Origin of the sequence: Peterkaempfera podocarpi, assembly GCF_042466665.1 — a bacterium.
GTDB lineage: Bacteria > Actinomycetota > Actinomycetes > Streptomycetales > Streptomycetaceae > Peterkaempfera > Peterkaempfera podocarpi.
In genome coordinates, this window is record NZ_CP162102.1 from 4,434,998 (window position 1) to 4,448,978 (window position 13,981).

The 13,981-nt window shown below is 69.9% G+C and carries 11 protein-coding genes and 1 tRNA gene; 4 read left to right on the forward strand and 8 right to left on the reverse strand.

Annotation, left to right across the window (positions count from 1 at the left end):
• The first annotated feature begins 87 nt into the window (after positions 1-87).
• From AB0761_RS19465 to xerC, 4 genes are read left to right on the forward strand one after another with little or no spacing between them, the layout of a single operon-like run.
• The gene (locus AB0761_RS19465) at positions 88-603 is read left to right on the forward strand and encodes a hypothetical protein (RefSeq protein ID WP_377270348.1); all 516 of its coding nucleotides are present in this window, start codon (positions 88-90) and stop codon (positions 601-603) included.
• Positions 600-2,033 (forward strand): replication initiator protein RepSA, encoded by a 1,434-nt coding sequence (gene repSA, locus AB0761_RS19470; protein ID WP_377270349.1) that lies wholly within the window; start codon positions 600-602, stop codon positions 2,031-2,033. Before AB0761_RS19465 ends, repSA begins: the two co-directional genes overlap by 4 nt.
• Positions 2,015-2,194, forward strand: coding sequence for a helix-turn-helix domain-containing protein (locus AB0761_RS19475; protein WP_377270350.1), 180 nt, complete (start codon positions 2,015-2,017; stop codon positions 2,192-2,194). Before repSA ends, AB0761_RS19475 begins: the two co-directional genes overlap by 19 nt.
• Entirely contained in the window at positions 2,194-3,345 is a 1,152-nt protein-coding gene (xerC, locus tag AB0761_RS19480; RefSeq protein ID WP_377270351.1) for a tyrosine recombinase XerC, read from the forward strand. Before AB0761_RS19475 ends, xerC begins: the two co-directional genes overlap by 1 nt.
• Positions 3,346-3,400: 55 nt before the next feature.
• Here xerC and AB0761_RS19485 read toward each other — a convergent pair.
• The 8 genes from AB0761_RS19485 to dnaN form a co-directional block, all read right to left on the reverse strand.
• Positions 3,401-3,477: transfer RNA gene (locus AB0761_RS19485), tRNA-Ile, on the reverse strand.
• A gap of 160 nt (positions 3,478-3,637) precedes the next feature.
• Positions 3,638-4,228 carry a DUF3566 domain-containing protein gene (locus AB0761_RS19490; protein WP_377270352.1) on the reverse strand — a complete coding sequence of 197 codons (591 nt, stop codon included), beginning with the start codon at positions 4,226-4,228 and terminating at the stop codon, positions 3,638-3,640.
• 315 nt (positions 4,229-4,543) lie between these two features.
• A complete protein-coding gene (gene gyrA, locus AB0761_RS19495) occupies positions 4,544-7,165 on the reverse strand; it encodes a DNA gyrase subunit A (protein WP_377274213.1) in 2,622 nt (873 codons plus the stop codon).
• Between the two features lie 100 nt (positions 7,166-7,265).
• Complete coding sequence (gene gyrB / locus AB0761_RS19500) at positions 7,266-9,305, reverse strand: DNA topoisomerase (ATP-hydrolyzing) subunit B (RefSeq protein ID WP_377270354.1); 2,040 nt, start codon at positions 9,303-9,305, stop codon at positions 7,266-7,268.
• Positions 9,306-9,564: 259 nt separating this feature from the next.
• Entirely contained in the window at positions 9,565-10,110 is a 546-nt protein-coding gene (locus tag AB0761_RS19505) for a DUF721 domain-containing protein (RefSeq protein ID WP_377274215.1), read from the reverse strand.
• Positions 10,111-10,303: 193 nt separating this feature from the next.
• Positions 10,304-11,437, reverse strand: coding sequence for a DNA replication/repair protein RecF (gene recF, locus AB0761_RS19510; RefSeq protein ID WP_377270355.1), 1,134 nt, complete (start codon positions 11,435-11,437; stop codon positions 10,304-10,306).
• 65 nt (positions 11,438-11,502) lie between these two features.
• Positions 11,503-12,435: a phosphogluconate dehydrogenase (NAD(+)-dependent, decarboxylating) gene (gene gnd / locus AB0761_RS19515; protein ID WP_377270356.1), complete on the reverse strand. Its 933-nt coding sequence runs from the start codon at positions 12,433-12,435 to the stop codon at positions 11,503-11,505.
• Positions 12,436-12,640: 205 nt separating this feature from the next.
• Entirely contained in the window at positions 12,641-13,777 is a 1,137-nt protein-coding gene (dnaN, locus tag AB0761_RS19520; protein ID WP_377270357.1) for a DNA polymerase III subunit beta, read from the reverse strand.
• Positions 13,778-13,981 lie beyond the last annotated feature (204 nt).

A 13,981-nucleotide genomic window follows, 5' to 3' on the forward strand; every position in this document is an offset into this window, starting at 1 on the left:
GTCGATGGCATCCGGACATGCCAGAGGGCGGCGCCCTACCGCCAAGCAAGCCGCCGCCCCGGTCCCTCTCTCAAGGGAGCCTCCATCATGCCCCGTTTCGTGATTCCGCAGCCCGATGTGATCGCGCCAGACCTGGCCGCCCTGACCAGCTCCGAGCTGACGGTGGCGTTGTATGCCTCCTCCCTCGATCACCGCGACCGGACCCGGCCGTCCCACAGCGCTCTGGCGAAGTTCGCCCAGGAGGGTGTGCGCGTTCTTGGCCCAGCGGGGGTGGACGACTGGTCGCGTCGGCTTCTGGGCTTCTGGGCGATGTGGATGCGGGACCTGGAGACGCCGGAACTGCTGGCGGACCACCGTTCCCGCTTCCCCCTGGCCCGGCGGCTGAAGCGCTGCAGCGGTCTGGCGTACGGGCTCGGAATGCAGATCGTCCGGCGTGACGACCTGACCTTTGAGCGCGGTCTGCCGCTGGTCGACCCGTGCCCGTGCGGCGGCTCCGGTTGGCTCACGGTCACCACTACCGCACTCCCGGCCTCCGCTCGTGGACGGCAGGAGTGCCCGGCCCACCCGGCCACCCTTGCCGCTGTCACGGCGGTGGCTGCGTGACCGACACGGCAACTCTGCCCGGGGGGATGGACCGGGCCGCCGTCCTGGACCTGGCGCGGCTGTCCTCCCGGGGAGACCTCCCTCAGCTCCACGACCAGATCCGCCGCACCGGCGGCTGCGCGAACCCGATCCACATCCGGGGCTGGCGCAAGCTGGTCTACGCGCCGACCGGCGCCGTGTGGCACGAGTACTCCACGCATAACCAGCCCGGGGGGCGGCTCAAGGTCGCCTGCGGCAACCGCCGGGCCTCGCGTTGCCCGTCCTGTGCTCGCACGTATGCGGCGGACACCTTCCACCTGATCCGGGCCGGGCTGGTCGGCGACGACACCAAAGGTGTGTCCACCACGGTTCGGCAGCATCCTCGGGTCTTCGCCACCCTGACCGCCCCGTCGTTCGGCCCGGTGCACAACCGCCCGGATGCGGGGGCCTGCCGCTGCGGCACAGTGCATCCGAAGGGGGACGCCCGGCTGGGCACGCCCCTGGATGCCGACCGGTACGACTACGCGCACGCGGTGTTGTGGAACAACCACGCCCCTGAGCTGTGGCGCCGGTTCACGATCTACCTGCGCCGCGAGGTCGCCACCCGCGCGGGCATCCCCCGATCTCGGCTCGGGGACGTCGCCCGGGTCTCCTTCGGCAAGGTCGCCGAGTACCAGCGCCGGGGCGCGGTCCACTTCCACGCTGTCATCCGCCTCGACGGCGCCGACGGCGCCGACACCCCACCCCCGGCCTGGGCCACCCTCGCGCTCCTGGACGACGCCATCCGCGCCGCAGCCCGCTCGGCCGGCGTACCTGTGGCCGCTGCCACAGACCTGCCGGCGCGGGTGCTGCGCTGGGGCGCCCAGGTGGACGTGCGCCCGATCGGGGGCTTCGGGTCGGGGGAGATCAGCGAACGGGCGGTCGCCTCGTACGTGGCCAAGTACGCCACCAAGTCGGCGGAAGCAACCGAGTCGGTGGACCGCCGGATCATCGAGCGCCGGGAGATCGACCGGCACGACCTGCCCGAGCACACCCGCCGCCTGATCCAAGCCTGTTGGGACCTGGACGCGGCCTACCCGGATCGGATGCTGGCGCACTGGTCGCACATGCTCGGCTTCCGCGGCCACTTCTCCACCAAGTCGCCCCGGTACTCGACCACCCTCGGCGCGCTGCGACGGGTCCGCGCCGACTACCGCGCCAACCAGGCCCGCGAAGACCTCCGGGAACGGCTGCTCTCCGCTGGACTGCCGGACCTGGACGACCTGCCCGAGGCAGAAACCCTTGTGCTCGCGCACTGGACCTTCGCTGGGTCCGGCAACACCCCGGGGGAGTCCCTGCTGGCCGCCAGCATCGCCCGGGAGCTGCACGAGACCCGTACCACCGCCCGAGAGGAGATGGCCGCGCTGCTGGCCGCAGAGGAGGAGGCACAGGCATGTCTGACGAGCTGCTGACCGTCCCTGAGGTGATGGTTCGCCTCAAGCTTGGGCGCTCCGCCGTCTATGACCTGATCCGGACGCGCCAGCTGGCGTCCATCACCATCGGCCGGGCTCGGCGCATCCCCGTTGCGGCGGTGCGCGCCTTCGTGGCCGTGCGACTGGAGGAAGCAGCCTGATGGCGAAGCGGAACCCCAACGGGGCGGGCTCGATCACCCGGCGCAAGGACGGCCGGTACATGGGTGCGGCCTACGTGACCAACACCCGTGGCGAGCGGGTTCGGAAGTACGTCTACGGCAAGACGTACGACGAGGCGGCCGAAGCGCTGGCCGCACTCCAGCAGCAGGAACGCAAGGGTGTGCCGGTGCCCGACAAGGCGTGGAAGCTGGGGGACTTCCTGGATCACTGGCTGGCCGAGATCGTGAAGCCCAACGTCCGGCCGACCACCTACAGCAAGTACGAGACGATGGTGCGGCTCTACCTGGTGCCCGGTCTGGGCACGAAGCGGCTGAACAAGCTGGGCTCAGCGGATGTGCGCACGTTCCTGAATGACTCGCTGTCGGCGGGCGTGGGCCGGTCCACGGTGGCGGAGTGCCTTAAGGTCCTGCGGAACGCGCTCAACCGGGCCATGCGGGAGGAGCTGCTGCTCCGGAACGTGGCCGCGCTGGTGGACATGCCCAAGGTGACCAAGAAGGAGTCGATCCCCTGGTCCGCCGATGAGGCGGTCGTCTTCCTCAAGCGGGCGCGGTCGCACCGGCTCTACGCGGCCTTCGTCCTGGCGCTCGTGCTCGGCCTGCGTCGCGGTGAGCTGCTGGGGCTGCGCTGGGTGGATGTCGACCTGCCTGGCGGCGTCGCCCACCCGCGCAAGCAGGTGCAGCGGGAGACCGGGGTCGGGCTGGTCCTGGTGGACCTGAAGACGGAGACGTCCAAGTCGGCCCTGCCACTGCCTCGGCTCTGCGTCGAAGCTCTGGGCGAGCGTCGGCGGCTGCAAGAGCTGGAGCGGGAGATGAAGGGCACAGCCTGGCAGGAAACCGGGCTGGTCTTCACCTCCGCGGCCGGCGGGCCTGTCGACCCGGACGGCTTCTCCGGGACCTTCGAGCGGCTGGTGAAGCGGGCCGGTGTCCGGCGGGTCCGGCTGCACGACACCCGGCACACCTGCGGGACCCTGCTGGCCGCTCTGGACGTGCACCCGCGCTATGCCAAGGAGATCCTGCGGCACAGTCAGATCGCGGTGACGCTGGACATCTACACGCACGTCACGTCGGCCTCGCAGCGGGCCGCCGCCGCTCGGCTGGGCACCAAGCTCCGGGACGGCCTCCACGGGCGTTGATGTCAACCGTGGATGTCAAAGAGGCTCCGGGGAAATTTCCCCGGAGCCTCTCCGCTGGTGGGGCTAACAGGACTTGAACCTGTGGCCTCTTCCTTATCAGGGAAGCGCTCTAACCGTCTGAGCTATAGCCCCGCGCTGCACTGAAAGATTAGCGGATCGATGGCCGAACGCCCAAATCCGTATCCGCGCGCGCCGCACACCCAGCGAACGCAAGGCGCAGCTCAGCGGCCTCCACCACAGCGGGCCCGGCTCCGGCGGATGCCGGGGCCGGGCCCGTCGGGGCCGGGGAGGGTTACTCCTCCTCGGCGAGGGTGACCTCGACACCGCCGGCAAAGCCCGCGGCGGTGTTGTAGATGAAGGCGCCCAGCGTGGCCAGGGCCGTCAGCAGCACCACATCGACCACGGCGATGATCGTGCTGAACGTGAAGGTCTTACCGAAGGAGAGGTACGACTGGAGGTCGAAGCCCTGGCTGGTGTCCGAGCCGGTGACCTCCTTGAGAGTGCTGCCGACCGAGTCGAAGACGCCGATCCCGTCGAGCACCATCCACAGCACACAGGAGGCCACGATGGTGATCACGCCCAGCGCGATGGACAGCAGGAAGCTGACCTTCATCACCGACCAGGGGTCCACCTTGGTGACCCGCAGCCGGGCCTTGCGGGTCCGGGCCGACCCGCCTGCCGCGGCAGGACTCGCCGAGGGCCTGCGGGAGGAGGTGGCGGGTCCGGTGCGGGTGCCCCGGGCCGGGGTCGTCCCCTTGGCGTAGGTGGTCGGCTGCGAGTAGCCGCCCGCTCCGGGCTGTGCGGTGCCCGTACCGACCGTCGGCGGTGCCTGAGGAGGCTGCGGGTAGCCATAGCCCCCCTGCCCCTGGCCGGCATCGGCCACCGGAGGCATCAGCGAGGTCGAGGCGGCCGGCTGCTCTGCTGGTGCCCGATGGCCGCCGCCAGGCGCGTGCTGGCCGCCCTGGCCCCTGGCCTGCGCGGATCCCTGCCGGCCTCCGGCAGCTCCACCGCCTGCCGCGCCCGTGGCTCCACTCACCCTGGTCCTCCCGCAGTTCCCCTCCAGGCCGGTTGTCTCCGCCCTGGTCAGTCCAAATGGTCCCGCACCGGACGGGTCGCCCGGCCGCGGTCAGCCGACCGGCCGGACGGTGCCCACGGCAGATCCGCGGTACCGTCCGGCCGCCCGGCCGGGAAGCGATCCTCAGGACTGGTCGGCTGTGCCGTCCGCCGTCGTCCCGCTTCCGCTGTCTCCCCCATCGTCGACTGCCCCGGTCCCGGCCCCATCGCTCGCCGGCTCGCTGCCGTCGGCGGAAGGGATGCCGTCGCCGTTCTCGTCCTGTTCCTCCTCCTCAGCCTCCGCGTTGCGGGCGATGCCCACCACCGCGTCACGCTTTCCGAGGTTGATCAGTTGGACGCCCATCGTGTCACGTCCGGTTTCACGAACGCCCGAAACCCTGGTGCGGATCACACCGCCCGACAGGGTGATGGCCATGATCTCGTCGGTCTCCTCGACCACCAGAGCGCCGACCAGGGAGCCCCTGTCCTCGACGATCTTGGCTGCCTTGATGCCCAGACCGCCGCGGCCCTGGACCCGGTACTCCTCCACCGGCGTCCGCTTGGCGTAACCGCCGTCGGTCGCCGTGAAGACGAAGGTACCGGGGCGGACGACGTTGAGCGACAGTAGTTCGTCGCCCTCGCGGAACGACATGCCCTTCACACCCGAGGTGGCACGGCTCATCGGCCGCAGCGCCTCATCGGTGGCGGTGAAGCGGATGGCCTGGGCCTTCTTGCTGACCAGCAGCAGGTCGTCCTCGGCCGACACCAGCTCGGCACCGATCAGCTCGTCGTCCCGGCCCTCCTCGTCGGTGCGCAGGTTGATCGCGATCAGACCGGCCGAGCGGGGCGAGTCGTAGTCCTTGAGCGGGCTCTTCTTCACCACGCCCTCGCGGGTGGCGAGCACCAGGTACGGAGCGTCCTCATAGGTGCGGACCGCCATCACCTGGGCGATGTGCTCGTCGGGCTGGAAGGCCAGCACATTGGCCACATGCTGGCCACGGGCGTCACGGCCGGCGTCCGGCAGCTCATAGCCCTTGGCCCGGTAGACCCGGCCCTTGTTGGTGAAGAACAGGATCCAGTTGTGGGTCGTCGTCACAAAGAAGTGGTCGACGATGTCGTCCTGCTTCAGCTGGGCCCCGCGCACGCCCTTGCCGCCGCGCTTCTGCGAGCGGTAGAGGTCGGTACGGGTCCGCTTGACGTAGCCGCCGCGGGTGATGGTGACGACGATGTCCTCTTCGGCGATCAGGTCCTCGATGGACATGTCGCCGTCGAAGGGGATCAACTGGCTGCGCCGGTCGTCGCCGTACTTCTCGACGATCGCCGCCAGCTCCTCGGAGACGATGCCGCGCTGCCGGGTCGGCGAGGCCAGGATCGCGTTGTACTCCTCGATCTTGGCCATCAGCTCGTTGTACTCGTCCGTGATCCGCTGGTGCTCCAGGGCGGCGAGCCGGCGAAGCTGCATCTCCAGGATGGCGTTGGCCTGGATCTCGTCGATCTCCAGCAGCCGCATCAGGCCGGTGCGGGACTCCTCCACCGTGTTGGAGCGGCGGATGGTGGCGATGACCTCGTCGATCGCATCCAGCGCCTTCAGCAGGCCGCGCAGGATGTGGGCGCGCTCCTCGGCCTTGCGCAGCCGGAAGCGGGTACGCCGGACGATGACGTCGATCTGGTGGTTGACCCAGTGCCGGATGAAGCCGTCCAGCGACAGGGTGCGCGGCACCCCGTCGACCAGCGCCAGCATGTTGGCACCGAAGTTGGTCTGCAGATCGGTGTGCTTGTACAGGTTGTTGAGGACGACCTTGGCGACCGCGTCCCGCTTGAGGACGATCACCAGTCGCTGGCCGGTCCGCGAGGAGGACTCGTCACGGACGTCGGCGATGCCGGCGACCCTGCCGTCCTTCACCAGGTCGGCGATCTTCAGCGCCAGATTGTCCGGGTTGACCTGGTACGGCAGCTCGGTGATCACCAGGCACTGGCGGCCCTGGATCTCCTCGACCTCGACCACGGCCCGCATGGTGATGGAGCCGCGGCCGGTGCGGTAGGCCTCCTCGATCCCGCGGCGCCCCACGATCAGCGCGCCGGTGGGGAAGTCCGGGGCCTTGATCCGCTGGATCAGGGCTTCCAGCAGCTCCTCGTTCGAGGCCTCCGGGTTGTCCAGGTACCACTGGACGCCCGAGGCCACCTCGCGCAGGTTGTGCGGCGGGATGTTGGTGGCCATGCCGACCGCGATACCGGTGGCACCGTTGACCAGCAGGTTGGGGATCCGCGACGGCAGGCAGGTGGGCTCCTGGGAGCGGCCGTCGTAGTTGGCGGCGAAATCGACGGTGTCCTCGTCGATGTCGCGCATCATCTCCATCGCCAGCGGCGCCATCCGGCACTCGGTGTACCGCATGGCGGCGGCCGGGTCGTTGCCCGGGGAGCCGAAGTTGCCGTTGCCGTCCACCAGCGGCATCCGCATCGACCACGGCTGGGCGAGGCGCACCAGGGTGTCGTAGATCGAGGAGTCACCGTGGGGGTGGTAGTTGCCCATGACGTCGCCGACGACGCGGGCGCACTTGTAGTAGCCCTTCTCCGGCCGGTAGCCGCCGTCGTACATGGCGTAGAGCACCCGGCGGTGCACCGGCTTGAGGCCGTCGCGCACCTCGGGCAGCGCCCGGCTCACGATGACGCTCATCGCATAGTCGAGGTAGGAGCGCTGCATCTCCGTCTCGAGCTCGACCGGCTCGATACGCAGGGCTCCGCCGACGAACTGGTCGGGGGAGGGCATGGTCTCGCTGGGATCCGGCTGCTCGCCGTCGGGACGGTTGTCGTCGACCACTGCTGGTCAGTTTCCTTTCGCGCGCTGCTGTCCTGGCTTCCGACCGGGGTCAGACGTCCAGGAAGCGGACGTCCTTGGCGTTGCGCTGGATGAAGGTGCGTCGGGCCTCGACGTCCTCGCCCATCAGGACCGAGAACAGGTCGTCGGCGCGGGCCGCGTCCTCCAGCGTGACCTGCAGCAGCACCCGGTGCTCCGCATCCATGGTGGTGACCCGCAGCTCCTCGGCGTTCATCTCGCCGAGACCCTTGAAGCGCTGGATGGCGTCGTCCTTGGGGAGCCGGCGGCCGTTGTCCACGCCGGCCCGGATCACGGCGTCGCGCTCGCGGTCCGAGTAGACGTAGTCGAAGTCGTCCTTGCTCCACTTGATCTTGTACAGCGGAGGCTGGGCCAGATAGACGTGACCCGCCTCGACCAGCGGCCGCATGAAGCGGAAGAGCAGGGTGAGCAGCAGCGTGCGGATGTGCTGGCCGTCGACGTCGGCGTCGGCCATCAGCACGATCTTGTGATACCGCAGCCTGGTGATGTCGAAGTCCTCGTGGATGCCGCAGCCGAAGGCCGAGATCAGCGCCTGGACCTCGGTGTTCTGCAGCACCCTGTCGATCCGGGCCTTCTCCACATTGAGGATCTTGCCGCGGATCGGGAGGATCGCCTGCACCCGCGGGTCACGGCCGGACTTGGCCGAGCCGCCGGCGGAGTCACCCTCGACGATGAAGATCTCGCACTCGGAGGGGTCCTTGCTCTGGCAGTCCGAGAGCTTGCCCGGCAGCGAGGCGCTCTCCAGCAGGCCCTTGCGACGGGTGAGGTCGCGCGCCTTGCGGGCCGCCACCCGGGCGGTGGCCGCCTGGATGGACTTCCGGATGATGTCGGAGGCCTCGGTGGGGTTGCGGTCCAGCCAGTCGTTGAGGTGCTCGTGGACGACCTTCTGCACAAAGGTCTTGGCCTCGGTGTTGCCCAGCTTGGTCTTGGTCTGGCCCTCGAACTGCGGCTCGCCCAGCTTGACCGAGATGATCGCGGTGAGGCCCTCGCGGATGTCCTCGCCGGTGAGGTTGTCGTCCTTCTCCCGGAGCAGCTTCTTCTCCCGCGCGTAGCGGTTGACCAGGCCGGTCAGCGCCGCACGGAAGCCCTCCTCATGAGTACCGCCCTCATGGGTGTGGATGGTGTTGGCGAAGGAGTAGACGCCCTCGCTGTAGGAGCTGTTCCACTGCATGGCGACCTCGACCGAGATCGTCCGGTCGCGGTCCTCCACCTCGAAGTCGATGACGGTGGGGTGGACCAGCTCGCCCTTGCGGGAGTTGAGGTACCGGACGAAGTCGGAGATGCCGCCCTCGTAGTGGTACCGGACCGAGCGGGGCTTCCCCTCCTCGTCGGAGTGGTCGGGGCGCTCGTCGCTGAGCGAGATGGTCAGCCCCTTGTTGAGGAACGCCATCTCCTGGAACCGCCGCGACAGCGTCTCGAAGGAGTACTCGGTGGTCTCGAAGATGTCCGGGTCGGCCCAGAAGGTCACCGAGGTGCCGGTCTCCGCGGTGGCCTCGTTCTTCGCCAGCGGAGCCGTGGGGGCGCCCAGCTTGTACTCCTGGGACCAGCGGTAGCCGTCGCGCTTCACCTCCACCGAGACCCGGCTGGAGAGGGCGTTGACCACGGAGACGCCCACGCCGTGCAGACCGCCGGAGACGGCGTAGCCGCCGCCTCCGAACTTGCCGCCGGCGTGCAGCACGGTCAGCACGACCTCGACCGCGGGCTTGCCGGTGGACTTCTCGACGTCGACCGGGATACCGCGGCCGTTGTCGATCACCCGCACCGCGCCGTCGCGCAGGATGGTGACGTCGATGGTGTCCGCATGCCCGGCGAGCGCCTCGTCGACCGAGTTGTCGACGACCTCGTAGACGAGGTGGTGCAGGCCGCGCTCACCGGTGGAGCCGATGTACATGCCGGGGCGCTTGCGGACGGCTTCGAGCCCTTCGAGGACCGTGATCGCGCTGGCGTCGTACGACGTCCCGTTGCCGGGAGTGGTGTCGGAGGTCTCAGGGGACTGGTTGGGGTTGCCGGAATCGGCCACGAAGCGCCCTTTCTGGCACAGCGCGGACCGCATCCCCGCCCGGCTGGGCAGGACTCGACGCGGCCACGGGTTCGTCTCAGAACCGCAAGCGGCGGTGTATTGCTTCCAGTCTACCGGTACCGCCGACAGAGATGGGCGTTTGCCAGCCCCTGAGGGCTGATGTGCCGCTCTGAATCCCCTCCGCACATGTCCCGATACTCAGGCGGGGGGCCAACTGCGCTCAAATGGGCCCTCAGGCTCTCCGCAGCGCTGCTCGCGGCAGCCGGCGGTCGCCAGGTGGAGCGACCGGGGCTCAGCCCCAGGTGTCCCTCGGACCGCGGCTCCCCGGCGCCCTCAGCCGCCCGTAGCTCCGCGGTGGCCCGGCCGGACCCTGGACCTTGATCACCTTCACCGTCCCGTGCCCCAGCTCCTTGTTGAGCCGGGCGACCAGCTGCGGGGCAAGCAGCCGCAGCTGGGTGGCCCATGCCGTGGAGTCGCAGCGCACACTCAGCTCACAGGACTCCTCGCTGTAGTGCTCGGGAGCGCAGTGCGCCGCGATCTCGGGACCGACGATCTGCGGCCAGCGGCCCATCACGCCGCCCACCGCGGCCGGAGCCTCCCAGCCCCGCTCGGTGATCAACTGGCGCATCGCCGCCCCCAGCGGCACCGGATCGCGCCCATCGGCGCGGGCTCCGCTGCGCAGCCCCCGGCGCTTGGACTCCTTCTTCTGCCGGACCTGCTCCCCGCGCTCCCGGGCCTGCTCCTTGGCGGCGCGCAGCGCCACCCGGGCCAGGTCCACTCCGGACAGCGCCGGGCCGGACGGCTGCCGGGGGTCGGGCCCTGAGTCCTCGCTGTGCACATCGGTCACGGGAGCCTGTTCCTTCCCCAGCCGTGGACAGTGAAGTGGTCCAGCCTACGGCCTGGCCGCGTGATCCGGGCCGGGGAACAGCCACCCGTCCCCCGACCGGGGAGGACCGGCGCCCCAGCGCCGTGCCCCGGCTGCACGGTCGCCCGTCCAGGGACATCCTGGCCGGACGCGGGCACCTGGGCGGTCACCCTTCGGCGATGCGCCGGACATCACCGTCGGCGACCGCGAACCGGGCACCCGACAGCGCCTGCGGCACGTCCTCCGGTACCGCCGCGGTGACCAGCACCTGCTCACCGGGGGCCACCAGCTCGGCCAGCCGATCGCGCCGGCGGCTGTCCAGCTCGGCGAAGACATCGTCCAGGATCAGGACGGGCTCACCGCCGTCCTGGCGCAGCAGCTCATAGGAGGCCAGCCGCAGCGCCAGGGCGTACGACCAGGACTCGCCATGGCTGGCATAGCCCTTGGCGGGCAGTGGGCCCAGCCTGAGCAGCAAGTCGTCGCGGTGCGGCCCCACCAAAGTCACCCCACGCTCGATCTCCTGCTTCCGTACCGAGGCCAGCGCCTCCAGCAGCGCCTGGTACGCCTCCTCGCGGGAGGTGGGGGGCGGTCCCTCCACCGAGCTGCGGTACTCCAACGTGGTCGGGCCACCGCCGGGCGCAAGCTGCTCATAGGCCTTCTCCACCAGCGGCTGCAGCGCGGCCACCAACTGGAGGCGGAAGGCGGTCAACTCGGCGCCCGACCGGGCGAGATGGCCGTCCCAGACGTCCAGGGTGGACAGGTCGGCCTTGCCGCCCCCCGCCCTGCGGGCCATGGCGGCGGTCTTCAGCAGGGCGTTCCGCTGCTTGAGGACCCGCTCGTAGTCCTGCCGAACGCCTGCCAGTCTGGGGGCGCGGGCGGTCAGTAGCTCGTCCAGGAAGCGCCGGCGCTCCCCGGGGTCGCCCTTCACCAGGGCGAGGTCCTCCGGCGCGAAGAGCACGGTGCGCAGCAGGCCCAGCACATCACGCGGCCGCACATTGGAGGACCGGTTGATCCTGGCGCGGTTGGCCTTGCCGGGGTTGATCTCCAGTTCGATCAGGGTGGAGCGGCCCTCCCGCAGCACGCTGCCCCGGACCACCGCCCGGTCGGCGCCCAGACGCACCAGCGGGGCGTCGGCGGCCACTCGGTGGCTGCCCAGCGTGGCCAGATAGCCCACGGCCTCGACCAGGTTGGTCTTGCCCTGGCCGTTGGGGCCCACAAAGGCCGTCACGCCCGGGTCCAGGGGAACCTCGACCCGGGCGTAGGAGCGGAAGTCGGCGAGCGACAGATGCGCGATATGCATGGTGTGCTGATCGCGCGGGGTTCTGTGGCCCGCGCTGACTTCCTCTCAGTGACGGTCGGACCGGATCAGGAGACGGCCGGCGGCTCGACGTCGGCGCCGGGGGAGTCCGCACCCTTGTGGTCGCTGACAGCGGTGACGGCGTGCCCGCCGAACTGGTTGCGCAGTGCGGCGATCATCTTCATCTGCGGGGAGTCGTCCTGACGGGACGAGAAGCGGGCGAAGAGCGAGGCGGTGATGGCCGGCAGCGGGACGGCGTGGTCGATGGCCGCCTCGACGGTCCAGCGGCCCTCGCCGGAGTCCTCCGCATAGCCGCGCAGGTGCCCCAGGTGCGGGTCCTCCTCCATGGCCCGGACGGCGAGGTCCAGCAGCCAGGAGCGGATGACCGTGCCCTCCTTCCAGCTGCGGAAGATGTCGTGCACATTGGTGGTGACCTCGGCGGCCTCCAGCAGCTCCCAGCCCTCGGCGTAGGCCTGCATCAGGGCGTACTCGATGCCGTTGTGGACCATCTTGGCGAAGTGGCCGGCGCCGACCTTGCCGGCGTGCACAAAGCCGAAGTCGCCGGACGGCTTGAGGGCGTCGAAGATCGGCTGGACCTTGGCGACGTGCTCGGCCTCACCGCCGACCATCAGTGCATAGCCGTTCTCCAGGCCCCAGACGCCGCCGGAGACCCCGGCGTCGACAAAGCCGATGCCCTTGGTGGCCAGCGCCTCGGCGTGGGCGATGTCGTCGGTCCAGCGCGAGTTGCCGCCGTCGACCACGATGTCACCGGGGGACAGCACCTCGGCGAGCTGGTCGACCGTCTGCTGGGTCGGGACGCCGGCCGGAACCATCACCCACACCACTCGGGGGCCCTGGAGCTTGTCCACCAGCTCCTGGAGGCTGTTGACATCGGCGAGGTCGGGGTTGCGGTCGTACCCGATGACGGTGTGACCTGCGCGGCGGATGCGCTCGCGCATGTTCCCGCCCATCTTGCCGAGACCGATGAGACCGAGCTCCATGACAAGTCCTTACGTATGTCGACGTGCCTGATGACGGCCCCTTTGCCGCACCTTTGAGCCTACGCCGGGGGAGGGTTGCGGCCCCGACGGGCTGGGGCCGTCGGGAGGAATGCCTGCCCTGTGGGGCGGATTCCAGACCCGACGGCTCCGGTACTCCAGGGCGCCCGATATCCACAGCTGTGGAATCAGCGTCCACAGCTGTGGATCAACCGGAGAGGCGCACCGGCATGATCAGGTACTTGTAGGCCTCGTCCGCCTCGGCGTCCACCGAGGGACGGCCGCTGAGCAGCGCCGGCTTGGTGGAGGTGGTGAAGCTCAGCTGGGCCACCGGGGCGTCGATGGCGGAGAGCCCCTCCAGCAGGTACGCCGGGTTGAAGGCAATCGAGATGTCGTCGCCCTCGAGGTCCGCGTCGATCCGCTCGGTCGCCTGGGCGTCGTCCCCGGAGCCCGCCTCAAGCGTCAGCACACCCTGCTCGAAGGAGAGCCGGACCGGGGTGTTGCGCTCGGCGACCAGGGAGACACGCTTGACGGCCTCCACGAAGGGCGCGGTCACGATGGTGGCCACCGCGTTGAACTCGGTGGGGAACAGGCTGCGGAACTTGGGGAACTCGCCCTCCAGCAGGCGGGTGGTGGTCCGCCGCCCGGCACCTTCGAAGCCGATCAGCCCCTCGCCGCCGCCCTCCTTGCCGGAAGCCAGCGCGATGGACACCACATCGCCGCTGTTCAGCGACTTGGCAGTGTCCAGCAGGGTCTTGGCGGGCACCAGGGCGACCGCGGACAGACCGGGCTGCTCCGGCTTCCACAGCAGCTCGCGGACCGCGAAGCGGTAGCGGTCGGTGGCGGCCAGGGTGATCCGGTCGTCCTCGATCTCGACCCGGACGCCGGTGAGCACCGGGAGGGTGTCGTCACGGCCGGCGGCGACCGCGACCTGGGCGACGGCGGAGGCGAACACCTCGCCCGAGACCGTGCCGGTGGCGGTGGGCATCTGGGGCAGAGCGGGGTACTCGTCCACAGGAAGGGTGGGGAGTGTGAATCGGGAGGAGCCGCAGACGACGCTCACCCGGACCCCGTCGGTGGAGATTTCCACAGGCCTGTTGGGAAGTGCCCGGGAGATGTCGGCGAGCAGTCGGCCGGAGACCAGGACGGTGCCGGCCTCCTCGGCCTCGGCCTCGACCTCGACCCTGGCGGACACCTCGTAGTCGAAGCCGGACAGGCTCAGCCTGCTCTCCTCCGCGGTCAGCAGCAGACCGGCGAGGACAGGCACCGGCGGTCGTGCAGGGAGGCTGCGCGCAGCCCAGGCCACGGCCTCTGCGAGGACGTCACGCTCCACCCGGAACTTCACCGGTCACCGCCTCCTGATGCTCCTGCTGTAGGCGTGCCGCCCATCCCCACCCTGTGGGCTTCCCGGTGGGCCGGCTCGCTCCTGTTGCCGGAGACAGTCTGACGCACTCTGCCGACAGCCGTGGCATACGGGCCGGACTGGTGGTGAACAGGTGTCGGATTGCCGTCGTCCACAGATCGACGCCCCACCCCCTGTTAGACGAAT